22 protein-coding genes are annotated in these 22,215 nt (G+C 69.4%); 19 read left to right on the forward strand and 3 right to left on the reverse strand.

Features of this window, described 5'->3' with window-relative positions; genetic code table 11:
- Nucleotides 1-39: 39 nt before the first annotated feature.
- Both prfA and prmC read left to right on the forward strand, forming a co-directional pair.
- Nucleotides 40-1,134, forward strand: a complete 1,095-nt coding sequence (gene prfA / locus ABN028_RS08965) for a peptide chain release factor 1 (RefSeq protein ID WP_502877528.1) — start codon at nucleotides 40-42, stop codon at nucleotides 1,132-1,134.
- Nucleotides 1,131-2,015 carry a peptide chain release factor N(5)-glutamine methyltransferase gene (prmC, locus tag ABN028_RS08970; protein WP_349696272.1) on the forward strand — a complete coding sequence of 295 codons (885 nt, stop codon included), beginning with the start codon at nucleotides 1,131-1,133 and terminating at the stop codon, nucleotides 2,013-2,015. Before prfA ends, prmC begins: the two co-directional genes overlap by 4 nt.
- Before the next feature lie 39 nt (nucleotides 2,016-2,054).
- Here prmC and ABN028_RS08975 read toward each other — a convergent pair whose 3' ends face one another.
- A complete protein-coding gene (locus tag ABN028_RS08975; RefSeq protein WP_349326012.1) occupies nucleotides 2,055-2,687 on the reverse strand; it encodes a DUF1707 SHOCT-like domain-containing protein in 633 nt (210 codons plus the stop codon).
- Nucleotides 2,688-2,915: 228 nt separating this feature from the next.
- Between ABN028_RS08975 and ABN028_RS08980 the strand changes: the two genes are divergently transcribed.
- The 14 genes from ABN028_RS08980 (at nucleotide 2,916) to ABN028_RS09045 (ending at nucleotide 14,447) form a co-directional block, all read left to right on the forward strand.
- Nucleotides 2,916-3,569 (forward strand): L-threonylcarbamoyladenylate synthase, encoded by a 654-nt coding sequence (locus ABN028_RS08980; RefSeq protein WP_349326013.1) that lies wholly within the window; start codon nucleotides 2,916-2,918, stop codon nucleotides 3,567-3,569.
- Nucleotides 3,570-3,618: 49 nt separating this feature from the next.
- Complete coding sequence (locus ABN028_RS08985) at nucleotides 3,619-4,407, forward strand: arsenate reductase/protein-tyrosine-phosphatase family protein (RefSeq protein ID WP_349696273.1); 789 nt, start codon at nucleotides 3,619-3,621, stop codon at nucleotides 4,405-4,407.
- A gap of 51 nt (nucleotides 4,408-4,458) precedes the next feature.
- The gene (locus ABN028_RS08990) at nucleotides 4,459-5,583 is read left to right on the forward strand and encodes an MraY family glycosyltransferase (protein ID WP_349696274.1); all 1,125 of its coding nucleotides are present in this window, start codon (nucleotides 4,459-4,461) and stop codon (nucleotides 5,581-5,583) included.
- 101 nt (nucleotides 5,584-5,684) lie between these two features.
- Nucleotides 5,685-6,218 carry a Cg1360 family ATP-synthase-associated protein gene (locus ABN028_RS08995; protein ID WP_349696275.1) on the forward strand — a complete coding sequence of 178 codons (534 nt, stop codon included), beginning with the start codon at nucleotides 5,685-5,687 and terminating at the stop codon, nucleotides 6,216-6,218.
- Nucleotides 6,219-6,329: 111 nt separating this feature from the next.
- Complete coding sequence (locus ABN028_RS09000) at nucleotides 6,330-6,575, forward strand: AtpZ/AtpI family protein (RefSeq protein ID WP_349326017.1); 246 nt, start codon at nucleotides 6,330-6,332, stop codon at nucleotides 6,573-6,575.
- A gap of 109 nt (nucleotides 6,576-6,684) precedes the next feature.
- Nucleotides 6,685-7,464: a F0F1 ATP synthase subunit A gene (atpB, locus tag ABN028_RS09005; RefSeq protein WP_349326018.1), complete on the forward strand. Its 780-nt coding sequence runs from the start codon at nucleotides 6,685-6,687 to the stop codon at nucleotides 7,462-7,464.
- 34 nt (nucleotides 7,465-7,498) lie between these two features.
- A complete protein-coding gene (gene atpE, locus ABN028_RS09010) occupies nucleotides 7,499-7,708 on the forward strand; it encodes an ATP synthase F0 subunit C (RefSeq protein ID WP_349326019.1) in 210 nt (69 codons plus the stop codon).
- Nucleotides 7,709-7,723: 15 nt separating this feature from the next.
- Nucleotides 7,724-8,293 (forward strand): F0F1 ATP synthase subunit B, encoded by a 570-nt coding sequence (locus tag ABN028_RS09015; RefSeq protein ID WP_349326020.1) that lies wholly within the window; start codon nucleotides 7,724-7,726, stop codon nucleotides 8,291-8,293.
- Nucleotides 8,290-9,111, forward strand: a complete 822-nt coding sequence (locus ABN028_RS09020; protein ID WP_349696276.1) for a F0F1 ATP synthase subunit delta — start codon at nucleotides 8,290-8,292, stop codon at nucleotides 9,109-9,111. The genes ABN028_RS09015 and ABN028_RS09020 overlap by 4 nt, the downstream gene beginning before the upstream one ends.
- Nucleotides 9,112-9,163: 52 nt before the next feature.
- On the forward strand, nucleotides 9,164-10,804 hold the full coding sequence (gene atpA, locus ABN028_RS09025; protein ID WP_349326022.1) for a F0F1 ATP synthase subunit alpha: 1,641 nt from the start codon (nucleotides 9,164-9,166) through the stop codon (nucleotides 10,802-10,804).
- Between the two features lie 5 nt (nucleotides 10,805-10,809).
- A complete protein-coding gene (locus tag ABN028_RS09030; protein ID WP_349326023.1) occupies nucleotides 10,810-11,721 on the forward strand; it encodes a F0F1 ATP synthase subunit gamma in 912 nt (303 codons plus the stop codon).
- Nucleotides 11,722-11,773: 52 nt separating this feature from the next.
- Nucleotides 11,774-13,231, forward strand: a complete 1,458-nt coding sequence (gene atpD, locus ABN028_RS09035) for a F0F1 ATP synthase subunit beta (RefSeq protein ID WP_349326024.1) — start codon at nucleotides 11,774-11,776, stop codon at nucleotides 13,229-13,231.
- Between the two features lie 178 nt (nucleotides 13,232-13,409).
- Nucleotides 13,410-13,802, forward strand: coding sequence for a F0F1 ATP synthase subunit epsilon (locus ABN028_RS09040; RefSeq protein WP_349326025.1), 393 nt, complete (start codon nucleotides 13,410-13,412; stop codon nucleotides 13,800-13,802).
- A 204-nt stretch (nucleotides 13,803-14,006) separates the two neighbouring features.
- Entirely contained in the window at nucleotides 14,007-14,447 is a 441-nt protein-coding gene (locus tag ABN028_RS09045; RefSeq protein WP_349326026.1) for a DUF2550 domain-containing protein, read from the forward strand.
- Nucleotides 14,448-14,499: 52 nt separating this feature from the next.
- Here ABN028_RS09045 and ABN028_RS09050 read toward each other — a convergent pair whose 3' ends face one another.
- Nucleotides 14,500-15,918 carry a chromosomal replication initiator protein DnaA gene (locus ABN028_RS09050; protein WP_349696277.1) on the reverse strand — a complete coding sequence of 473 codons (1,419 nt, stop codon included), beginning with the start codon at nucleotides 15,916-15,918 and terminating at the stop codon, nucleotides 14,500-14,502.
- A gap of 293 nt (nucleotides 15,919-16,211) precedes the next feature.
- Entirely contained in the window at nucleotides 16,212-16,790 is a 579-nt protein-coding gene (locus tag ABN028_RS09055; protein WP_349326028.1) for a cob(I)yrinic acid a,c-diamide adenosyltransferase, read from the reverse strand.
- 160 nt (nucleotides 16,791-16,950) lie between these two features.
- On the opposite strand from ABN028_RS09055, the gene murA reads away from it, so the two are divergent.
- The 3 genes from murA (at nucleotide 16,951) to ABN028_RS09070 (ending at nucleotide 22,195) form a co-directional block, all read left to right on the forward strand.
- Nucleotides 16,951-18,225 carry a UDP-N-acetylglucosamine 1-carboxyvinyltransferase gene (gene murA / locus ABN028_RS09060; protein WP_349696278.1) on the forward strand — a complete coding sequence of 425 codons (1,275 nt, stop codon included), beginning with the start codon at nucleotides 16,951-16,953 and terminating at the stop codon, nucleotides 18,223-18,225.
- Nucleotides 18,226-18,359: 134 nt separating this feature from the next.
- Nucleotides 18,360-21,314, forward strand: a complete 2,955-nt coding sequence (locus tag ABN028_RS09065; RefSeq protein ID WP_349696279.1) for an alpha/beta fold hydrolase — start codon at nucleotides 18,360-18,362, stop codon at nucleotides 21,312-21,314.
- Nucleotides 21,311-22,195 carry an ABC transporter permease gene (locus ABN028_RS09070; protein ID WP_349696280.1) on the forward strand — a complete coding sequence of 295 codons (885 nt, stop codon included), beginning with the start codon at nucleotides 21,311-21,313 and terminating at the stop codon, nucleotides 22,193-22,195. The genes ABN028_RS09065 and ABN028_RS09070 overlap by 4 nt, the downstream gene beginning before the upstream one ends.
- Nucleotides 22,196-22,215 lie beyond the last annotated feature (20 nt).

Raw genomic sequence — 22,215 nt, forward strand, 5'->3', positions numbered from 1 at the left:
GCGGGCGTCGTTCGTTCATCGTTCTCTCCAGGAGGCATCGTGTTCGAAGCCGTTGAGGCGCTGTTGACCGAGCACGCTGACCTCGAACGCCGCCTCGCCGACCCGGCGATCCACGCCGACCAGGCGACCGCCCGCAAGGTCGGCCGCCGCTATGCCGAGCTGCAGCGCTTGGTCGCGGCCTACGGCACCTGGCGGCAGTTGAACGACGACCTCGAAGCCGCACGGGAACTCGCCGGCGAGGACGCGGGGTTCGCCGAGGAGGCCGAACGCCTGTCAGCGCAGCATTCCGACGCCGAGGAACGCCTGCGCCTGCTGCTCCTTCCCCGCGATCCCCTTGCGGACAAGAACGTTCTGCTCGAGATCAAGGCCGGCGAGGGTGGTGCGGAGTCGGCCCTGTTCGCCGGCGACCTGCTGCGGATGTACGACCGGTACGCCGAACGGCGCGGCTGGCGTACGGAGACCCTCGAGGTCGCCGAGTCCGAGCTCGGTGGGGTCAAGAGCGTGACGCTCGCGGTCAAGGGCAAGGGCGGGGGAGCGACGGGCGGCGAGCTCGACGAGACGCCGTACTCCCGGTTGAGGTTCGAGGGCGGCGTGCACCGGGTGCAGCGGGTGCCGGTTACCGAGTCGCAGGGCCGGATCCACACCTCGGCGGCCGGTGTTCTCGTCCTGCCAGAGGCGGAGGACATCGACGTCGACATCGCGGAGAAGGACCTCCGCATCGATGTGTTCCGTTCCTCCGGGCCGGGTGGGCAGAGCGTCAACACCACCGACTCGGCCGTACGCATCACCCACGTCCCCACCGGCATCGTCGTCTCCTGCCAGAACGAGAAAAGCCAGCTCCAGAACAGGGAACAGGCCCTACGCATCCTCCGCGCGCGGCTCCTCGCGATCGCCCAGGAGCAGGCGGATGCCGAGACGGCGGCGGCGCGGCGCAGCCAGGTACGCACGGTCGACCGTTCCGAACGGGTGCGGACGTACAACTTCCCGCAGAACCGCATCACCGACCACCGGGTGGGGTTCACGGCGTACAACCTCGACCAGGTACTCGACGGTGAACTCGACCCCGTGATCGGTGCCCTCATCGAGGCGGACCAGGCCGAACGCCTTGCGGCATTGGAGAATCAGCCCGGATGAGCAGGCCCCGCGTGAGCTTGGTGCGTGGCCTGCTCGACCAGGCGGCGGAGCAGCTCGCCGCGACGGGCGTCGCCTCGCCACGCTTCGACGCCGAGGAGCTGCTCGCCCATGTCCTAGGCGTTCCGCGGAGCCGACTGGGCCTGTGTACCGACATGCCGCCGGCGGCTCAGGACCGGTACGCCCACCTGGTCGCCCGCCGGGCTGCCCGCGAACCGCTCCAACATCTCACCGGGAAGGCGCCGTTCCGACATCTGGAGCTCGACGTCGGTCCAGGTGTGTTCGTTCCACGGCCCGAGACCGAGGTGGTGGCAGGTTGGGCGATCGACGCGCTACAGGCGACGAAGCGCACCGGACCACCCGGCGCCACGCTCACCGCCGTCGACCTGTGTACGGGATCGGGCGCGATCGCGGCTTCCATCGCCGGTGAGGTGACCGGTGTCCGCGTCTTCGCGGTCGAACTCGACGATGCCGCTCACGCGTGGGCTGCCCGCAACCTCGCGGGCACGCGCGTCACCCTGGTCCACGGCGACGCGGCATCGGCTTTCCGTGAGCTGGACGGCACGGTGGACCTGGTGGTCGCGAATCCGCCGTACATCCCGTTGGAGGCCTACGACGGTGTCGAGCAGGAGGTGCGTGACCACGATCCCGCGCTGGCCCTGTGGTCAGGCGATGACGGGCTCGACGCGATCCGGATGGTCGAGCGGTCCGCGCGACGGCTGCTGCGACCCGGCAGCGGCCTCGTCGTGGTCGAACACGCCGACGTCCAGGGCGAGAGTGCTCCCGCGATCTTCGCCGCCACAGGTCACTGGTCCCGCGTCCGCGACCACACCGACCTCGCCGACCGCCCGCGCTTCGTCACCGCCCAACGGATCCGCCCCTGACCCTGATCATGATGGATTCTCGGCGTATGGCCGACTTTCTCACCGCGCCTGAAGTTTGCGGCGCCACCGGGTGAGGAGATCGCGGAACCACGGCTCCCAGAAGTAGAGGTGCCGCACTGTCACCGAACCCATGTGGCAGGTGCCGGTGACGGTGAGGCGGAGCTGCGCCGTGCTGGCGTACTCCGACGGTGTGTCCGTGCGGACGTGGGTGCTCCCGAAGCTGGTCTTCAGATCGCTCGTGTCGACCTGGGTGCCCGGTGGAACGACGATGGTGACCGAGCCAGCCGATGCGTCGAGGGCAATCTCGACGTCCTGGGACAGCAGTCGCGCCTGGGTGAGGTCGAGCATCGTCGAGCCGGCCTTGCCCTTGACCGAGACCTTCCGGGGCACGACCCACGTGCCGCGACGGGAGACCGACGAACCCACGGCGTGCAGTGTGATCTCCGCCGGCCCGGTGGGGGCGGGCGCCACGGACGTGCCGTCGAGGAGATCGGCGGTGAGCGGAGCGAGTTCGGCGAACGTCTTCGCGGTGTAGGCCGCCGACATCCGCTCCTCGAACTCCGCCAGGTCGAGGCGGCCATCGGAGGCCGCGGCTCGCAGGCGTTCGACCACCGCTTCGCGGTCGGCATCGCCCGCACGGTAGGCCGACCGGTCCGGGAGGTTGTCGCTCACGCGCGTCAGCCTACTGGCGCTTCCTCCCGACATCAGCCCGTACGCCGGCAGCGGTCGACGCGAGCCTCCGCCGGCGTCGTACGTTCGTCAGTGGAGACGAGTTGATCAATGGCGGGACCGGACGGCCACCGCGTCGGCCGACCGATTCGTCCACCGTTGATCGACCTCGGGCCCAGCACGCCGGGCATCGCGTCGTTCCCTCAGCTCGGCATGGCACGATGAGCAACTGTGAGCGAGCGCTACGCATGCAAGGACCGGGACGAACGCACCATCGGCCTGGAGATCGCCGCCTCCGCCATCAGGCGCGGCGACCTCGTGGTCCTGCCGACAGACACGGTTTACGGCATCGCGGCCGACGCCTTCGTCCCTGAGGCCGTCGCCGCCCTGCTTTCGGCCAAGGGACGCGAGCGGTCCATGCCCCCGCCGGTGCTGGTGGGCTCGCTCGGTGCTCTCGACGGCATCGCGACCGACATCCCGGAGTACGGCAGGCGCCTGGTGGAGGAGTTCTGGCCGGGCGCCCTCACCCTCATCTGCCATCAGCAGCCCAGCCTGGTCTGGGACATCGGGGACTCAGGCGACACGGTGGCCGTACGCATGCCCGACGACGAGATCGCGCTCGACCTGCTCAACAAGACCGGACCGCTCGCGGTGAGCAGCGCCAACCGGTCCGGTGACCCGCCGGCGGTGACCTGTGCCGAAGCACAGGACCAGCTCGGTAACAATGTCGCGGTCTACCTCGATGCCGGGCCCACCAGAGGAGCCGTGCCGTCGACCATCCTCGACCTGACCGGACCGACACCGCGGATCCTGCGCTCCGGCGCTGTTTCGATCGAGCGACTGCGTGCCGTCGTTCCGGATCTCGACCTGCGTGTGACACCCTGAGGCCGGCCGGGATGGACCAGCACCTGTGTGACGAGGAGCGACTGCGGCCATGACCACGTTCTCGATCATGTTCGTGTGCACCGGCAACATGTGCCGGTCTCCCATCGCCGAACGCCTGGCCGTCTCCGCCCTGGAGCGTCACCTCGGCGACGCCGCGGGGACGTTCCGGGTCTTCGGCGCAGGTACCGGTACCTATGCCGGCCGGGAGATGACGCCGGAAGCCGCGGCGGTCGTCTCGGCCTACGGTGGGGATCCCGACGGGTTCCGGTCGACCGAGCTCACCGCGGACCTGGTGGGCGCCGCGGACCTGATCCTCACCGCCACCCGGGCCCACCGCAGCGCGGTGGTCACGCTCGACCCGGGCGCGTTGCGCCGAACCTTCACCCTGACCGAGTTCGCGCGTACGACGGCCGCCCTCGCCGACCGGGCACCCGAGCCCGACCCGGCGGTCCTTTCGGCCGCGACGGAGGTCGCTGCCGCCTCGGGCGCGGTGGGAGCGACCAGCCTCGCGGCCACCGACCCGGCAGGCACTGCCGACCGGTTGGCGGCGGCGTCCGAGGCCGAGGGCGACGGGGCGGTCGACGCGTCCCCCACCGATCCGGTCGAGCGGGCCCGTGCCGTGGTGGCGCTGGTCGCCCGGCAGCGCGGTACGGTCCGGCCGGGCACCCCGGACGAGGACGACATCCCCGATCCGATCGGGCGACCCATGGCGGTCTACGAGGCGGCTGGTGCGACGATCTCCCAGGCGGTCGCCACCTCCATCGCCGCCCTCGTGGGTGCCCGCGCACGAACGCCGCACGACGGCCGCGCACGAACGCCGTACGACGGCCGCGCATGAACGCCGTACGACGCGCATGCCCAGGCAGTGCGAAGGCTGGGGGAGCCGCTCGTGCGTGAGTACGTCCTGGTTCTCATCGTCGCCGCGGCGACGACGTACCTCCTGGGGGGCGTTGCGCGCCGGTTCGCGGCCAGGATCGGGGCGGTCAAGCCGATCCGCGACCGCGACGTCCACTCGGTATTGATGCCCCGCCTCGGTGGCATCGCCGTCCTGGGCGGCGTGGCCGCCGGATTCGTCGTGGCAACCCACCTGCCGTTCCTCGGGATGCTGCCGGAGATCAAGGAGGATGCGTGGGGTCTGTTGATCGCCGGGTTCGTGATCGCCGTCGTGGGAGGCGTCGATGATGTCGTCGACCTCGACGCGCTCACCAGGCTCGCCGGGCAGGTGGTGGCCGCGGGAATCCTCGTCGTCTACGGGGTTCAGCTGAACTGGCTGCCTCTGCCCGACGGGACCCTGCTGTCGTTGTCGCCGGCGCAGAGCGCGGTCATCTCCGCCTTGATCATCATCATGATGGCCAACGCGGTGAACTTCGTCGACGGCCTCGACGGCCTGGCCGCTGGCGTGGTGTTCCTGGGGGCTGCGGCGTTCTTCACGTATTCGTACGGCCTGACCGTCGGGCTCTCCCTCAACCGCGCCACCACGGCCACGCTCGTGACCGCGATCATGGCCGGCGCCTGCCTCGGGTTCCTTCCCCACAACTTCTTTCCCGCCCGCGTCTTCCTGGGCGACTCCGGTGCCTACCTGTTGGGTCTGCTGTTGGCGGCCTCGACGATCAGCCTGACCGGTTGGCTCGACCCGAGCGTGATGTCGAGCCCGCAGAACGAGAGCCGGAGCCTGCTGCCGGCGCTGCTGCCGTTGGTGTTACCGATCGCGGTGATGGCGCTGCCGTTCATCGACCTGTTGCTGGCGGTGATCCGCCGGACCAAGGCAGGCCAGTCGCCGTTCGCCGCCGATCAGAAGCATCTCCACCACCGGCTCCACCTCGAACTCGGCCACTCGCACAAGGGCGCCGTCCTGGTCATGTACCTCTGGGCCGGGCTGCTCGCCTTCGGTGTCGTCGTGATCGGCCTGTGGGCGACCTGGGTGACCGCCTCCATCGTGGGTGTCGTCGTCGTGGCGGCGATCGCCTGCACGGCTCTCCTGCCGCGCCGCAACCACCTTCCGCACCCCCGCTGAATGGCGCCACAAGGTTCGGGCTCGCCGGGGCCGATTCGGCGTACGCCCGGACCTTGTGCTAAGTTTCACAAACCCCCACCGCACGAGGGACGGCCGCCATCATGACGACCGACAGAGTCACCCCCCTGATCCGCGGAGCGTTGAAGCCCACGCTCGCCGTCGCCGCAGTCGCCATCGCGCTGAGCACCGTGCTCGCCGGCACCCGCGGACTCGCCGGCGCCGTCCTCGGCGCCCTCGTCGTCGTGTCGTTCTCCGGTGGCGGGCTCTACTCCCTCCGGCTCGTACGACAGACCTATCCCGAGGTCGTCCTGATGGTCGCGGTCGCCAGCTACTTCGTCCGCGTCCTGATCTTCGGCGGCCTGCTGGCGCTCCTCGGCTCGCTCGAGGTCGTGGACGTCTACGTCGAACGTATGGCGACCAGCCTCACCGTGATCGCCTGCGTCGTGGCGTGGTGCACCGGCGAGATAAGAGCGTTCGTCCGGATGCGGGTGCCGCTCTACGATCTCGACGGACGTACGACCGGGACCGGCGCAACTGGGTCGGCCGAAGCCACAGAATCGACCGGCGCAACGGGCACAGCGGCCGTGACGCCCTCGATCGCGCCGGACGACGCGCCGTCAGGAAGATCATCATGAGCGTCCTGACCTGCGCGGATGCCCTGCGCATGGGCGCGACCCGCACGGATTTACTTTCTCTTTACCCCAGTCTCAGCGCGCTCCGTGCCGGCTGCTACAGTCCGGTGCGCGATGAGCCAGAACGGGTCGCCCCCCGAGTCATCGGGCCCAGCACCATCGGGGGCAGGGCACGGCGCTTGGGGCGTCTTCGGTTACCTGGTAGCCGGAGTCGGGATCTACGGCGGACTCGGCTGGCTCGGGGACCACTACTTCCGAACCTCGTTCCTACTGCCGGTGGGAATCCTGGTCGGTCTGGCGCTGGCGCTGTACCTCGTGTTCAAGCGGTACGGCCACCACGAACCCAAGGACAGCACGTGATCGTGAGCGAGCGCAGCGAGCGAACCAATGAGCACAGCACGCGGGTTCGCAGCGAAGCAAGAACCCGCGTGCCCACCACCGATGTTCGACCGGTGCGAGAGGAGAGCCCGTGAGCGTGACGATCCTCGCCTCGGGGGGGTTCACCCCGCCGGGTCCGGCCGACTTCCTGCTGCCCCCCTTCGTCGCCGGTGTCACCAAGCCGATGGCGCAGTTGGTCCTGGCCGCGGTCCTGGTCGGAGGTTTCTTCGTCCTTGCCGCGCACAAGCAGGCAATGGTGCCGGGCCGCATGCAGTACGCCGGAGAGATCGCCTACGGCTTCGTCCGCAACTCGATCGCCCGCGACATGATCGGTTCGCGCGATTTCCTGAAGTTCGTGCCGTACCTCGTCGCGCTGTTCTTCTTCATCCTGGTCAACAACCTCTTCGGGATCGTCCCGTTCATCCAGTTCCCGACGTTCTCCCAGGTGAGCTTCGTCTATCCGCTGGCGGCGATCACCTGGATCGTCTACAACGCCGTCGGGATCGCGCGGAAGGGTTTCTTCGGCTACCTCAAGCACCAGACGGTGACGCCCGGCATCGCGCCGGCGATGCTGGTGCTCCTCATTCCGCTGGAGTTCGTCTCCAACATCATCGTCCGGCCGTTCACGCTGGCTCTCCGGCTCTTCGCCAACATGTTCGCCGGGCACCTGGTGCTCGCGCTCTTCGCACTCGGTGGCGAGTACCTTCTGTTTCATTCCGACGTTCTCTACTTCAAGCCCATCGGCGTCATCTCGATGGTGCTCGACGTCGCGTTGTTCTTCCTCGAACTCCTGGTGATCGTGCTCCAGGCGTACATCTTCACCCTCCTGACCGCCAACTACATCTCCGGCGCCCTCGCCGAAGAGCACTGATCGAAACAACCAAAGATTAGAAGGGAACGTACGAATGACTGGCTCGCTCGCGATCATCGGCTACGGCCTGTCGGCCATCGGCCCTGGTATCGGTGTCGGCCTGATCTTCGCGGCCTACATCAATGGCGTTGCCCGCCAGCCCGAGGCGCAGGCTCGACTGCAGACGATCGCGATTCTCGGATTCGGTCTCACCGAGGCGCTCGCGATCATCGGTATCGCGCTCGCCTTCGTCTTCGCTGGCTAGCGACGGAGTCTTGCCATGACTGTGTACTTCGCGAAAGAAGCAGGGTTCCTCGCGGCGGAAGAAGGGGTGCCCAACCCGCTGCTTCCGCACACCACGGAGATGCTGCTCAGCTTGGTTGTGTTCGGCATCCTCTTCTACGTGGTGCGCCGGTGGGTGGCGCCCGCGTTCGAGAAAGCCTTCGCCGAACGTACGAAGGCGATCGAAGGCGGCCTCAAGCAGGCCGAGGAGACACAGGCCAAGGCCGAGGCAGCTCTGGAGCAGTACCAGCAGCAGCTCGCCGAAGCCCGGCACGAGGCTTCGCGGATTCGGGAGGACGCCAGGGAGCAGGGCGCGGCGATCATTGCCGAGCTGCGCGCCCAGGCGCAGGCGGAGTCCCAGCGCATCGTGGCGCAGGCCCACACGCAGATCGACGCCGAGCGGCAGCAGGTGCTCGCCCAGCTCCGTACCGAGATCGGCGAGCTCTCCACGCAGCTCGCCAGCCGCATCGTGGGGGAGTCGCTGGAGGACGAGGCGCGTCAGCGTCGTGTCGTCGAGCGCTTCCTCGCCGAGTTGGAAGAACCTCAACCGGTCGGTGAACCGTCATGATCGACTTCCGCGGGGCGTCTCGCGACTCGCTCGCCTCGACCCGGCAGGTGGTCAAGGACCTGCCGGGCGGCGCGGGTGAGCTCGAGACCGCCGGTTCGGAACTGTTCGCCGTGACCGCCCTCCTCGACGAGGAGACAGCGTTGCGTCGGGCGCTCACCGACCCGGCGCGGACGCCGCAGGAGCGGGCCCGGTTGGCCGAGGAACTGCTCGGGAACCGGATCGGTGCGGATGCCCAGGCCGTGGTGACCACCGCGGTGAAGGGTGCGTGGGCACGCACCCGGGACCTCGCCGACGCGTTGGAGCACGCGGGGGTTCTCGCCCTCATCCGCTCGGCCGACAGCGCCGGCCGGCTCGACGACCTCGAGGACGAGCTCTTCCGCTTCGCCCGACTGATCGAGAACGACGCCCGCCTGGCACAGGCGTTGACCGGGCGTACGCTGCCGGTCGAACGACGGGTCGAGCTGGCCCGCGGGCTGCTGGCCGGCAAGGCACAGCCGTCGACCGTACGCCTGGTCGAGCAGGCTGTGGCCGCTCCACGTGGGTTGGCGCTGACCGAGGCGCTCGACGGCTACGGCAAGGTCGCCGCGGCATGGCGTGAGCGCCTGGTCGCGACGGTTCGCAGCGCCGTACCCCTCGGCCAGGCCGATCGTGACCGACTGGCCGGTGCGCTCAGCCGGCAGTACGGACACGACATCCATCTCAACGTCCTGCTCGATCCAGAGGTGATCGGAGGCCTGCGGGTCGAGCTGGGTGACGAGGTCATCGACGGAACCATCGCCGGCCGGTTGGACGACGCGCGTCGCCGGCTCGCCGGATAGGCACGCTTCCCGCACCAAGAGACGAGATTGCCGAGAGAGCAGGGACCAACAGATGTCGGAGCTGACGATTCGCCCGGACGAGATCCGGGACGCACTGGAGCGCTTCGTCTCGAGCTACGAGCCGGAGGCCGCGGCAGCCGAGGAGGTCGGCACGGTCGTCGACGCCGGTGACGGTATCGCTCACATCGAGGGCCTGCCCTCGGCGATGGCCAACGAACTGCTGGAGTTCGAGGACGGCACGCTGGGTATCGCCCAGAACCTCGACGTCCGCGAGATCGGTGTCGTGGTGCTCGGCGAGTTCGGCGGCATCGCGGAAGGCCAGACCGTACGCCGGACCGGCCAGGTGCTGTCGGTGCCGGTCGGTGAGGGCTACCTCGGCCGGGTGGTCGACGCGATGGGCAACCCGGTCGACGGGCTCGGCCCGATCGAGGGCCTCGACGGACGCCGCGAGCTGGAGCTGCAGGCGCCGGGCGTGATGATGCGCCAGGAGGTCCGCGAGCCGATGCAGACCGGCATCAAGGCCATCGACGCGATGTTCCAGATCGGTCGCGGCCAGCGGGAGCTCATCATCGGCGACCGCAAGACCGGCAAGACCCAGATCGCCATCGACGCGATCCTGAACCAGAAGAACGGTTGGGAGAGCGGCGACCCGAAGAAGCAGGTGCGCTGCATCTACGTCGCGATCGGGCAGAAGGGTTCGACCGTTGCAGCCGTCCGCCAGGCGCTCGAAGACGCCGGCGCGATGGACTACACGACGATCGTCACGGCACCGGCGTCGGACTCGGCGGGCTTCAAGTACATCGCGCCCTACACCGGCTCGAGCATCGGCCAGCACTGGATGTACGCCGGCAAGCACGTGCTGATCATCTTCGACGACCTGTCGAAGCAGGCCGAGGCATACCGCGCGATGTCGCTGCTGCTGCGCCGCCCACCCGGCCGTGAGGCCTACCCCGGTGACGTCTTCTACCTGCACTCCCGGCTGCTGGAACGCTGCGCCAAGCTCACCGACGAGCTCGGCGGGGGTTCGATGACCGGCCTCCCCGTCATCGAGACCAAGGCCGGCGACATCTCGGCGTACATCCCGACGAACGTCATCTCCATCACCGACGGCCAGATCTTCCTGCAGGCCGACCTGTTCAACGCCAACCAGCGGCCGGCCGTCGACGTCGGTCAGTCGGTGTCGCGGGTCTCAGGCGCGAAGTCCAAGGCGATGAAGAAGGTCTCCGGTCAGCTCAAGCTCGACCTCGCGCAGTACGCCGAGATGCAGGCGTTCGCGATGTTCGCCGCCGACCTCGACGCGGCGTCGCGGCGACAGTTGGAGCGCGGGCGCCGGCTCACCGAGCTGCTCAAGCAGCCACAGGCGTCGCCGTTCCCCGACGAGGAGCAGGTCGTCTCGATCTGGGTCGGTACGGCGGGCAAGCTCGACGAGGTCCCGGTCGAGGACGTGAGCCGGTTCGAGGCCGAGCTGCTCGACTTCCTCCGCCGGGAGCGTGCCGGCATCCTCGAGGCGATCCGGGAGACGACGGACTTCTCCGACGACACGGCGAAGGCCCTCGATGAGGCTGTCACCGACTTCAAGGCGACCTTCGAGACCTCCGAAGGCCGGCTTCTGGAGCCTGGGCGTGAGGAGTTCGAGGCGCTCGAGGAAGACAGCGTGGAGCAGGAGCAGATCGTTCGGCAGAAGCGGGGCTGACGCGCATGGCCGGCAAGCTACGTATCTACCGCCAACGCATCCGGGCGATCTCCTCGATCGGCAAGATCACCCGGGCGATGGAGTTGGTCGCGGCCTCACGCATCCGCCGCGCCCAGGAGCGCTCGCGCGCGGCCACGCCGTACGCCCGCGAGCTCACCCGCGCGGTGTCGGCACTCGTGACCTACTCCAACGTCGATCACCCGCTGACCGTCGAGCGGACGAATCCGCGGCGCGCGGCGATGCTGCTCATCACCAGCGACCGCGGCCTGGCCGGGGCGTACTCCTCCAGCGTCATCCGCGAGGGTGAGCGGCTCGCCGAGCTGGTCCGTGGCGAGGGCAAGGAGGTCGTCCCGTACCTCTGCGGGCGCAAGGCGGTGGCCTACTACCGTTTCCGCGACCGCGACATCGCCGCCGAGTGGACGGGATTCTCCGACAATCCGCAGTACGCCCACGCCAAGGAGGCCGGCGAGGCGCTCATCGAGGCGTTCCAGGCCGGTGGCGAGGACGGCGGGGTCGACGAGATCCACATCGTCTACACCCGCTTCGTGTCGATGATGACGCAGCGGCCGGAGGTCATCCGCCTGCTGCCGCTGGAGGTCGTCGAGGGCGAGGAGGCACCCGCCTCCGACGAGGTTCTTCCGCTGTACGAGTTCGAGCCGTCGGCCGAGGACGTGCTCGAGACCCTTCTGCCGCGCTACATCGAGAACCGGATCTACCACTGCATGCTGCAGTCGGCCGCCAGCGAGCATGCGGCGCGGCAGCGTGCGATGAAGTCGGCGACCGACAACGCGAAGGAACTCGTCGGGACACTGACCCGCGAGGCGAACGCCGCGCGCCAGGCCGAGATCACCCAGGAGATCAGTGAGATCGTCGGGGGCGCGAATGCCCTTGCCGACGCAGTTGCGGCGGAGCGATGAGCCAGGGTGCGAAAGCGACCATCTTTCTGAGCAGAGTGAGTGAGAGATTGAGATGACAGCCACCGTTACGGAGAAGGGCGCCGAGACGCCGCAGGCCGCCGTGGGTCGAGTTGCCCGCATCATCGGTCCGACCGTCGACGTCGAGTTCCAGGCCGGCCAGGTTCCGCCCATCTACAACGCGCTCGAGGTCGACGTCACTCGCGGCGGCACGACCGTGACTCTGACCCTCGAGGTGGAGCTGCACCTGGGCGACAACGTGGTGAAGGCGGTCGCCCTCCAGCCCACCGACGGCCTCGTCAGGGGTACTGAGGTCCGCGACACCGGCGCGCCGATCTCGGTGCCGGTGGGCGATGTGACCAAGGGCCACGTGTGGAACATCGTCGGCGACTGCCTCAACGCCAAGGACGGCGAGAAGCTGGAGATCACCGAGCGGTGGCCCATCCACCGGCCCGCTCCGTCGTTCGACCAGCTCGCGCCCAAGAGCGAGATGCTGGTCACCGGCATCAAGGTCATCGACCTCCTGACGCCGTACGTCCAGGGTGGCAAGATCGGTCTGTTCGGTGGTGCGGGCGTGGGCAAGACCGTGCTCATCCAGGAGATGATCATCCGGGTCGCCCGCAACTTCGGCGGCACCTCGGTGTTCGCCGGTGTCGGTGAGCGAACCCGTGAGGGCACTGACCTCATCGTCGAGATGGAGGAGAGCGGAGCGCTTCCGGACACCGCCCTGGTGTTCGGACAGATGGACGAGCCGCCTGGCACCAGGCTCCGCGTGGCGCTGTCCGCACTCACGATGGCGGAGTACTTCCGTGACGTGAAGAACCAGGATGTCCTGCTCTTCATCGACAACATCTTCCGGTTCACCCAGGCGGGTTCGGAGGTGTCGACCCTGCTCGGCCGGATGCCGTCGGCGGTGGGATACCAGCCCAACCTGGCTGACGAGATGGGCCTGTTGCAGGAGCGCATCACCTCGACGCGGGGGCACTCCATCACCTCGATGCAGGCGGTCTTCGTCCCCGCCGACGACTACACCGACCCGGCGCCTGCCACGACCTTCGCCCACCTCGATGCGACGACCAACCTGTCACGTGACCTTGCGGCGCAGGCGATCTACCCGGCGATCCACCCGCTGGAGTCGACCAGCCGGATCCTCGACCCGCAGTACGTCGGTCAGGAGCACTACACGGTCGCCAACCGGGTCAAGGGGATCCTCCAGCGCAACCAGGAGCTCCAGGACATCATCGCGATCCTGGGTATCGACGAGCTGCCGGAGGAGGACAAGATCACGGTCGCAAGGGCGCGCCGGATCCAGCGCTTCCTCTCCCAGAACACCTTCGCCGCGGCACAGTTCACCGGCATCGAGGGTTCCTTCGTCCAGCTCGAGGACAACATCGAGGCGTTCAAGAAGATCTGTGACGGCGACTACGACCACGTGGCCGAGCAGGCCTTCTACATGTGCGGCGGCCTCGATGATGTCGAACGCAGGTGGGCTGAGATCCAGAAGGAGAACTGAGCGGCTGAGGACAGTCCGGTCAGTCCCGGAAGAGGAAGTACTTGCCGAATGAAGGGCTTTTGGCCCGGCAGGTAGGGACTTGTCTCCTGCGGGTCAGGTGTTGGGTGGGGGTACGCGAGGGCAGAGCTCTCGCAGGTGGGTATTCTCCCGAGAACGATTCAGGCCAGGAGGATCTACGGTGGCAGAGCCCTTGCACGTCGAGCTCGTCGCGCCCGACCGCACGGTCTGGTCCGGCGAGGCGGCCACCGTCATCGCACGGACGATCGACGGCGATATCGGCATCCTGCCCGGACACACCCCCCTGCTCGGCTTGCTCGCCGACGGTGTGGTGGAGATCCGCAACCAGGAGGGCGACATCTGGGTAGCGGCCGTCTACGGCGGCTTCCTCTCGGTCGCCCACGACCGGGTGTCCATCCTGGCCGAGTACGCCGAGATGGCGCACGAGATCGACCTGGAGCAGGCGCGGCGCGAGCTCGATCGCGCGCACGCTGCCGGCGGGGACGACGAGGAGGCGCTCGAACACGTACGCCGTGCCGAGGCCCGCATCCGCGCCGTCGAGATGGCTTCCTGAGTCCGGGCGTGGTGGGCGTGCGGTGGCGGAGTCCGGCGGTGCGGCAGGGCAGTGTGGACCAGGTCCCGCACGCACTGCCGCGATGTCCGGCTGCCACCTCCGGCCGCTAGGTCGATGTCAGGGCGTGCGCGTCGCACACGTCTCGGGCTCCGGGGTCGACCGTCCGGCCGCTGATGACATCGGCGCCCGGTCAGGTGGCGCCCGGTGATCCAGATCATCCTCGACGCCGCCGGAATCATCCTCGCTCTGGTGCTGATGACTCTGGCGGCGTTCGCCGTCCGGCGGCGGTTGCTCCAGCGTGGTGGGGGCACCTTCGACTGCAGTGTGCGGCTGCACACGGGTACGCCCGGCAAGGGTTGGGTACTCGGCATCGCACGCTATTCCGGCGATTCGGTGGAATGGTTCCGGGTCTTTTCGTTCGGGCTGCGGCCTCGCCGGGTGTTCCAGCGCAATGACCTCACGGTCGAGTCACGTCGCGAGCCACTGGCCGCCGAGGCGCTCGGCCTCTACGCCGGACACGTCGTGGTGGAGTGCGTCCAGGCCGGCAACTCCGTGGTGGAGCTGGCGATGGCAGAGGACGCGCTGACGGGATTCCTGGCCTGGCTGGAGTCTGCGCCGCCCGGGCGTACGCACGCCCCGATCTGACTTGTCCGCGCCGCGTGACGTGGGTCAGGCGGCGTCCGGTGGCCTTGGTCCGTTAGCTGTCCGCGGTGAGCTCGCGGCCGGAGATCGACTCCAGCATCGGCAGCGACAGGGACAACGTGCCGCCCTCGCTCGCGGCGGGAGCTTCCGTGTCCGCTTCGGTCGGCGTACCCGTCAGGGAGAAAAGCGGCAGCGGCAGTGGCAGCACCGTCGGAAGCGGGATGGGGAGCGGGAGCTGCGGCAGAGGGATGCCGGGCTGTTCCGGCTCGGGCGCCGGCGTGGTGGGTGCCGGTGTGGGAGTGGGCGTGGGACGCGGCGCGGACGTCCGGCTCGGCTCGGGCTTGGGCGCTGGAGCTGGTGCGCTCGTCGCCGGGCCGTCTCCAGGTTGCCCGCCCGTGCCCGTCTCGCCGGTGCCGGAGCGGCGACGGTCAGAAGACTCAGGCGTGGCGCTGGCGCGCGGGTTCGGGGACGTCGGGTCCGGGGTCGTCACCTCGGGCGTGGGTGTCACGTCGACATCGGGCTCGTCGGGGTAGGGCTTGTCCTCCTCGACGGTCGTCGACGTGTCGGACCCGAGGGCGACTCGGTATCCGTCGGGGAACCAGGGCAGCTTGCCGGAGTCGGAGCTGCCGAGGGTGGCCCAGGAGCTGGACGCGAGCGCCAGGGGCAGCAGGACGACGAGCTGGCGAGCCCAGCGGCTGCCACGGTTGGAAGTGGTACGCCGGCGTGCTCGGTGCCTCGCGCTCGGCAGGGTCGGAGCCTGCGGATCGTAGAGCGGCTCCACGATCGCGGGGTAGTCCGGGTGCTCGGTGGGGTCGTCGGGCCGGCGGTAGGACGGTCGGTCGAAGGGCCGGTACGGCGGGTAGGGGGTCGCACCGGTGGCGTCGTCGGCGACAGGCGAGGCGTACCGGTCAAACGAGCGGTGTCCCGGATGGTCGGTGGGCTGCTCGGTGCGCCGCGGCGCCGGACGATCGGGAACGTGGCCGACGCTGTGGCTGCCGATGCGGTCCGCGGGCGGGTAGGCCGGGCCGTCGTCGAGGGGATCCGCGCGGCGGTAGGTCGGGCGGTCGCCCGCGCGGTACGCCGGGTTGTCGACAGGCGGGTTGCCGGCAGGGCGGTAGGTCGGCCGGTCACTCACCTGCTCAGAGGGGCGGTACGCAGGGCTGTCAGAGGGGCGGTACGCAGGGCTGTCGGAGGGGTGGTAGGCCGGGCTGTCGGACGGGCGGTAGGCCGGGCTGTCGGTGGGGTGGTAGGACGGGCGGTACGCAGGGCTGTCGGAGGGGTGGTAGGCCGGGCTGTCAGTCGGGCGGTACGCCGATTCGTCGGCAGTGCGGTTCGGCGGCTCGTCGGTCACCTCTGCGCCGAGCCAGATCTCGGACGTGTCGGACAGGACTTCGCGGCCAATCGGCGCACGGTCCGACTGCTCCAGCCAGTTGGGGCCGGAGTGGCGCTCCTGCCGTGGCTGGCGTGCCGACATCGGCTGTTGGTCTTGTCCTGGACGTCTGCCGTCCACGTCAGCCTCTTTCGCATGCATCGACCGGCCACCTGCGCTGGCCGGAAAGGTCACACACTTGTGGTGCGTTTATGGGGATTCGCACCACTCGCCCCAGCACGACTGATCAACCTAGCGCCGAGACCAGTTGGATGGCGAGGTCCTCTTGGTAAAGAAATGCGCTCTGTCGTATTTCGCCAGTTATGAAATACCGAGATATCGCCGCAAGTGGGACAAATTCGGAAAGGTGGCTTGCGAGCGATCACGCGTGGTGATCTTTATGCGTCGGGGCCGCCAGGCTCCCACAGGACGTCTCCCTCGGCACCGTTGGCCACCCGGGCGAGGACGAAGAGCAGGTCGGAGAGCCGGTTCAGGTACTTCGCCGCGACCGGGTTCATCGTCTCGCCATGGACGTCCAGTGCCGCCCAGGTCGTCCGTTCGGCACGCCGGGCGACCGTCCGCGCGTTGTGCAGCAGTGCCGCGCCGGGGGTCCCACCAGGCAGGACGAACGAACGCAGTGGCTCCACCCGGGCGTTGAAGTCGTCGCACCAGGCTTCCAGGCGTTCGACGTAGGACTGGTCCACCCGCAGCGCGGGGTGCTCGGCGGGGGTGGGTGCCACGGGGTTGCCGAGGTCGGCCCCGACGTCGAAGAGATCGTTCTGGATCCGGACCAGCACGGCGCCGATCTCCGGACCGAGGGCGCCGAGAGCCAGTGCCATGCCGATGGCCGCGTTGGCCTCGTCGACGTCGGCGTAGGCCTGGAGCCGGCTGTCGGTCTTGGCGACCTGGGAGTTGTCGACCAGGCGAGTGGTGCCGTGGTCGCCGGTACGCGTGTAGATCCGGGTGAGCCTGACCATACCCGCAAGCCTAGGTCACGCCCGGGACGACGGCGGCGCGCTCGACACGCCGGGACGACGCCGGGGCACGGCGCGGCGCACCGTCACAGCGCACCGGCACGGCACGTCAGGACAGGGGAACTGCCGACGGGCCGGACGCGGGCCTCATAGCATGCCTTGGGTGGAACGGTTACGGATCGAGGGTGGGGCCCACCTCACAGGCGAGCTCACCGTCGCGGGCGCGAAGAACAGCGCCCTCAAACTCATGGCCGCAGCCCTGCTCACCGAGGGGCAGACAGTCCTGTCGGGGGTGCCGGACATCCTCGACGTGCGCTACATGGCTGATCTGCTGGAACGCCTCGGGTGTCAGACGGCGACCGAGGCGGACGCGTTGACCATCGACGTGCCCGCGTCGATCGACCACGAAGCCGACTATCAGCTCGTCCGCCGGCTCCGGGCGTCCATCACGGTGCTGGGTCCGCTGCTCGCACGGTGTGGCCGGGCCAAGGTCGCGCTCCCAGGCGGCGACAGCATCGGTTCCCGCGGGCTCGGCATGCATGTCTCAGGCCTGGCGAAGATGGGTGCCGACATCGACATCGAGCACGGCTATGTCGTCGCCAGCGCCCCGAACGGTCTGCGGGCGGGGGAGATCTTCCTCGACTTCCCGAGCGTCGGCGCCACCGAGAACCTCCTGCTCGCCGCGACGCTGGCGAAGGGGACGACGCTGATCGACAACGCCGCTCGCGAACCAGAGATCGTCGACATCGCCGAGATGCTGTCGCAGATGGGGGCGAAGATCGGCGGAATCGGCACGTCCACGCTCGAGGTCGACGGTCCGGCGACGCTGCATGCCGTCAAGCACACGGTGGTACCCGACCGGATGGTCGCGGGCACCTGGGCCATCGGAGCGGCCGTTGCCGGCGGTCAGGTGAGGGTGCGCAACGCCCTCGCCCACCATCTGGAGATCGTGCTGGACAAGCTGATGGCCGCGGGCGCGGCGATCGAAGTCGGCCCCGACGAGTTCACGGTACGCATGGAAGGCCGGCCGCGCGCCGTCGACACCGTGACGTTGCCGTACCCCGGGTTCCCGACCGACCTGCAGGCGATGATGGTGACGCTCGCCTCGGTCAGCGAGGGGACCTCGATGGTGACGGAGAACCTCTTCGACGGGCGGTTCCGGTTCGTCCAGGAGCTGGCGCGGCTGGGTGCGGACGTACGTACTGACGGTCATCACGCCGTCATCCGTGGCAAGCCGATGCTCTCCGGTGCGCCGGTGGAGGCCACCGACATCCGGGCGGGTGCCGCGCTGGTCCTGGCTGGCCTGGTCGCCGACGGGGAGACGCTGGTGTCGGGGGTTCACCATCTCGACCGGGGTTATCCCGACCTGGCTGGCGTCCTCACGAGGCTCGGGGCGCGGGTCGTCCGGGAACCTGACGGCTTCGACCCGCCTGGGTAGTCGCCGCGAGATTCCCCGGCCCAAGGGGAGCCGAGCGGGTCGAGAGACCGGCAGCGCGCGAATTCTGGTGAGAGGTCGTTTCGTCGCGGTCGAGTCGCACACTATGTAGTCGATTGTGTGCTTACCGTTGCGGGATGGCCGCAACCGACCGTGTCCGCCGGGCCGCCCTGGTGATCGTCCTCGCGACGGTGACGGGCCTGGTCGGCGCCCAGGCGTCGGCTGCCCCGTCAGCGCGTCAGGTCGCACGTGGCGGCACCACGGTCACGGATCTCATGATCGACGTACGAACCGGGCCGGACCGCGACCAGCGCGTCAACCTGGACGCCCGGCTCTACCGCCCGGCGAGCGTGACGGCCGACCGGCCCGCGCCGGCGGTACTCCTCGCGCACGGCTTCGGCGGTACCAAGGAAAGCGTCGACGACCAGGGACGAGTTCTCGCCGGCCACGGCTACGTCGTCCTCACGTGGACGGCGCAGGGCTTCGGACGTTCAGGCGGACGGATCCACCTCAACAGTCCCGACTACGAGGTGACCGACGCCCGTCAGCTCCTCGACTGGCTCGCCCGCCGGAAGGACGTACGCCAGGACGCGCCCGGCGACCCACGGGTAGGTGTCGTCGGATCGTCGTACGGCGGTGCGCTCGCGCTCCTCCTCGCCGGCCATGACCGGCGGGTGGACGCGATCGTGCCCCAGGCCACCTGGAACGACCTTGGCCATGCCCTGTTCCCGGAGTCGAGCGGCGGCGGTCCCGCGCAGGGGGTGTTCAAGCGGGTGTGGGCCGGCTGGCTGTACGCGGCGGGCTTCGGTGGGCGCGGATCTCTCCCCGTGCTCGCACCGGTTCCCGGCGACGACTCGTTGTCCCGACCGAGTGGGCTGCTGGCACTGGCGATGCCGGCCGACCAGGCCCGCGCGGGTCGCGCGGCCCCGGGCCAGGTGCCAGATCACAGCAGGACACCGGCGCCGGCCGTGGGTGGGGCAGCGGCCGGGTGCGGCAGGTTCGCGGTCCCTGTATGCCGGATGTACCAGCGGGCGGCTGTCACCGGGCGCGCGGATCCCGCCACCGTTTCCCTGCTGGCCCGGTCGAGCCCCGCGAGCGTCGTCGAGCGGATCAGGGCGCCGACCCTGCTCGTCCAGGGCACGCAGGACACGTTGTTCCCCCTCGCCGAAGCCGACGCGAACGCCGTGGCCATCCGCTCGTCTAGTACGCCGGTCCGCGTGATGTGGTTCTCGGGCGGGCATGACGCGGGTGCGGGTTCCGCGCTCGACCAGACACGGTTGCGCCGGTTGACAGTCCGCTGGCTCGACCATTTCCTGGGCGGCACCGCCGAGCGCCCGGCCGGAAAGCGGCCGCGGAAGTCCTTCGCCTTCAGCCGGATCACCGGCATCGACTACGACGACTTCGCCGTACGTACGCTCGGCCTGTACGCCCCCGCCGGCTATCCGGGAATGGACGGCGACGCGCCCGGGCGGGAGATGCGGCTCTCCGGCGAACCGGGACAGGTCGCCAACCCACCCGCCGGCATGCCGGCCGCGATGTCCTCGGTCCCCGGGCTCGGCGCCCTGAGCGGCGTGTCGTTGACCCGCGTCAGCCTCGACATGCCGGGGCAGTTCGTGTCCTACGACTCCGCCCTCCTCGACCAACCGGTCGACGTCACCGGAGCACCGACGGTGCGGATCCGCGCGGCGTCGTCCTCGGGCACGGCCGTGCTGTTCGCCAAGGTGTACGACGTGGCCTCGACCGGCGTCACCGAGTTGCCCGGGGGCGCGGTCGCTCCGGTCCGCCTCCACGATCTGCCCGCGACGCTCGACGCCGCCAGACCCGTCAAGGTGACCTTGCCGGGGCTGGTGCACCGCTTCCGGGCAGGGCATCGGATCCGCGTCACCCTCGCGACCTCCGACCAGGCGTACGCCGGTCCGGTCGAGCCGCAGACCTACGTCGCCGGCCTGGCGGGTGACTCGATCCGCCTGCCCCAGGTGGTGGCCCAGGGTGCCGAACGCACCGTCATGCCCTGGCTGGCCGCGGCCGGTGGGCTCGCCGCGACCCTGCTGGTTGCCGCCCTGGTGACCTGGCTGCTGGTCAGGCGCCGCGACAGGAACCGCCCCGGCAGGTTCGACCCCGACCACGCCGAGACGCCGTTGGTCGTACGGGGCCTCACGAAGACCTTCGCCAAGGGCCAGGACGCCCTGCGGGGCGTGGATTTCACCGTACGAGCCGGTGAGGTGGTCGGACTCCTCGGACCCAACGGTGCCGGCAAGACCACCTGCCTGCGCATCCTCACCGGCCTGGTCCGCCCCACCGCCGGACAGGTGCACGTCTTCGGCCACCTCCTCACGCCCGGCGCGTCCGTCCTGGCCCGGGTCGGCCTGCTGGTCGACGGGCCAGGTTTCCTGACGCACCTGTCCGGGCGTACGAACCTCGAACTGTTCTGGGACGCGACCGGGCGGCCACGTGACGAGGCCCGCCTCGACGAGGTACTGGAGATCGCCGGCCTCGGCACCGCGATCGACCGCAGAGTGGGGGAGTACAGCCACGGGATGAGCCAGCGGCTGGCCGTTGCCCAGGCGATGCTCGGCATGCCGTCGCTGCTCGTCCTCGACGAACCGACCGACGGCCTCGACCCGCCGCAGATCGCGGCCCTACGTCAGGTGCTCAGGCGATACGCGGCGGGTGGCCGGGCGGTGCTGGTCTCGAGCCACCTGTTGGCCGAGGTCGAACGGACCTGCACGCACATCGTGGTCCTCCACCGTGGTCGCCGACTGGCTGCGGGCCCGGTGGGAGACGTCGTGGGCGACACGGCGTCGGTCGTCCTCGACGTGAACGACGTCGGCCGGGCCGAGTCGTTGCTCGCGGGCCTCGCGGTCAGGTCGGTGGCTCGGCGGAACGGTGGACTCGTGGTCGACTGCGACGGCGTATCCCGATCCGAGCTCGTGCGCACCCTGGTGGTCGGCGGGGTCGGCGTCTGCGGGCTCGCGCCCCGGATCCGGCTCGAAGACGCGTTCCTGACGATGGTGGGTGTCGACCACGACGGTCACGGGCAGGGTGGGAACGAACCGGACGGGCAGGGAAACAGAACAGGGGAGCCGCGATGAGTGAGTCCGCCCTCTCCGATGTCAGGGCGCTCGACACACCGGTCGACGACGTGGCGTCGTTTCACCGCGCTCGCGCGAGCCTGACGGTCCGCACCGAGTTGCGGCGGCAGTTCTCCTTGCGCAGGACCCGGCTCGCGCTCGGACTCGTCGTCGTCCTGCCGGTGCTGCTCGTGGCGGCGTTCGAGTTCGGCGGCGACGAGGCGGGCGACCTCTGGTCGCTCGCGGCCCTCGCGACGTTCAGCGCCGCGAACTTCACCGTGTTCACTCTCGGCGCGTCGGCGGGGTTCCTCCTGATGGTGATCGTCGCCCTGGTGTGCGGCGACGCGGTGGCAGGCGATGCGAGCAACGGAAGCCTGCGATACCTGCTGACGCTTCCGGTGTCGAGGGGGCGCCTGCTGGGCGTCAAGCTGCTCGCGAGCCTGGCGACGTCGGCGGTCGCCCTGGTGGCCCTGACCGTGACGGCGCTCGGCGTGGGGGTGGCGGCGTTCGGCCGGGGTCCGCTGCGTACGCCTCGAGGCGACGCCCTCGCGCTGGCCGAGGCGGCGGCGCGGATCGGCGGCATGGTGGTGTACGTGGCCGTGACGCTGCTCGTCGTCGCGGCGCTCGCGTTCTGGTTGTCGACGACCACGGACGCACCACTCGCGGCCGTGGGTGGGGCGGTGCTGGTGGTGATCGTGTCCACCATCCTCGACCAGGTGAGCGCACTGGGCGCCGTGCGTACGATGCTGCCGACGCACTACGCGGACTCCTGGCGCGGCCTGTTCGACGACCCGATGCAGCTGGAAGCCATGGCCAGAGGCTCGCTCGCCACGGTGATCTACGCGGGGTTCTTCCTCGCCTGTGCCTGGTGGACGTTCCTGCGCAAGGACGTACTGTCCTGAACGCGCGTCGGGCGGCGGGT

It is taken from the genome of Actinopolymorpha sp. B17G11 (assembly GCF_040196095.1).
In the GTDB taxonomy this organism is placed as follows: Bacteria; Actinomycetota; Actinomycetes; order Propionibacteriales; family Actinopolymorphaceae; genus Thermasporomyces.

Coding starts and splice junctions, on each gene's coding strand:
- ABN028_RS08995 (WP_349696275.1), top strand. CDS start 5,685: ATGACGACCGACAGAGTCACCCCCCTGATCCGCGGAGCGTTGAAGCCC.
- prmC (WP_349696272.1), top strand. CDS start 1,131: ATGAGCAGGCCCCGCGTGAGCTTGGTGCGTGGCCTGCTCGACCAGGCG.
- atpD (WP_349326024.1), top strand. CDS start 11,774: ATGACAGCCACCGTTACGGAGAAGGGCGCCGAGACGCCGCAGGCCGCC.
- ABN028_RS09050 (WP_349696277.1), bottom strand. CDS start 15,918: ATGTCGGCACGCCAGCCACGGCAGGAGCGCCACTCCGGCCCCAACTGG.
- ABN028_RS09015 (WP_349326020.1), top strand. CDS start 7,724: ATGACTGTGTACTTCGCGAAAGAAGCAGGGTTCCTCGCGGCGGAAGAA.
- ABN028_RS09020 (WP_349696276.1), top strand. CDS start 8,290: ATGATCGACTTCCGCGGGGCGTCTCGCGACTCGCTCGCCTCGACCCGG.
- ABN028_RS09055 (WP_349326028.1), bottom strand. CDS start 16,790: ATGGTCAGGCTCACCCGGATCTACACGCGTACCGGCGACCACGGCACC.
- atpE (WP_349326019.1), top strand. CDS start 7,499: ATGACTGGCTCGCTCGCGATCATCGGCTACGGCCTGTCGGCCATCGGC.
- ABN028_RS09030 (WP_349326023.1), top strand. CDS start 10,810: ATGGCCGGCAAGCTACGTATCTACCGCCAACGCATCCGGGCGATCTCC.
- ABN028_RS08985 (WP_349696273.1), top strand. CDS start 3,619: ATGACCACGTTCTCGATCATGTTCGTGTGCACCGGCAACATGTGCCGG.
- ABN028_RS09065 (WP_349696279.1), top strand. CDS start 18,360: ATGGCCGCAACCGACCGTGTCCGCCGGGCCGCCCTGGTGATCGTCCTC.
- ABN028_RS09000 (WP_349326017.1), top strand. CDS start 6,330: ATGAGCCAGAACGGGTCGCCCCCCGAGTCATCGGGCCCAGCACCATCG.
- atpA (WP_349326022.1), top strand. CDS start 9,164: ATGTCGGAGCTGACGATTCGCCCGGACGAGATCCGGGACGCACTGGAG.
- ABN028_RS09070 (WP_349696280.1), top strand. CDS start 21,311: ATGAGTGAGTCCGCCCTCTCCGATGTCAGGGCGCTCGACACACCGGTC.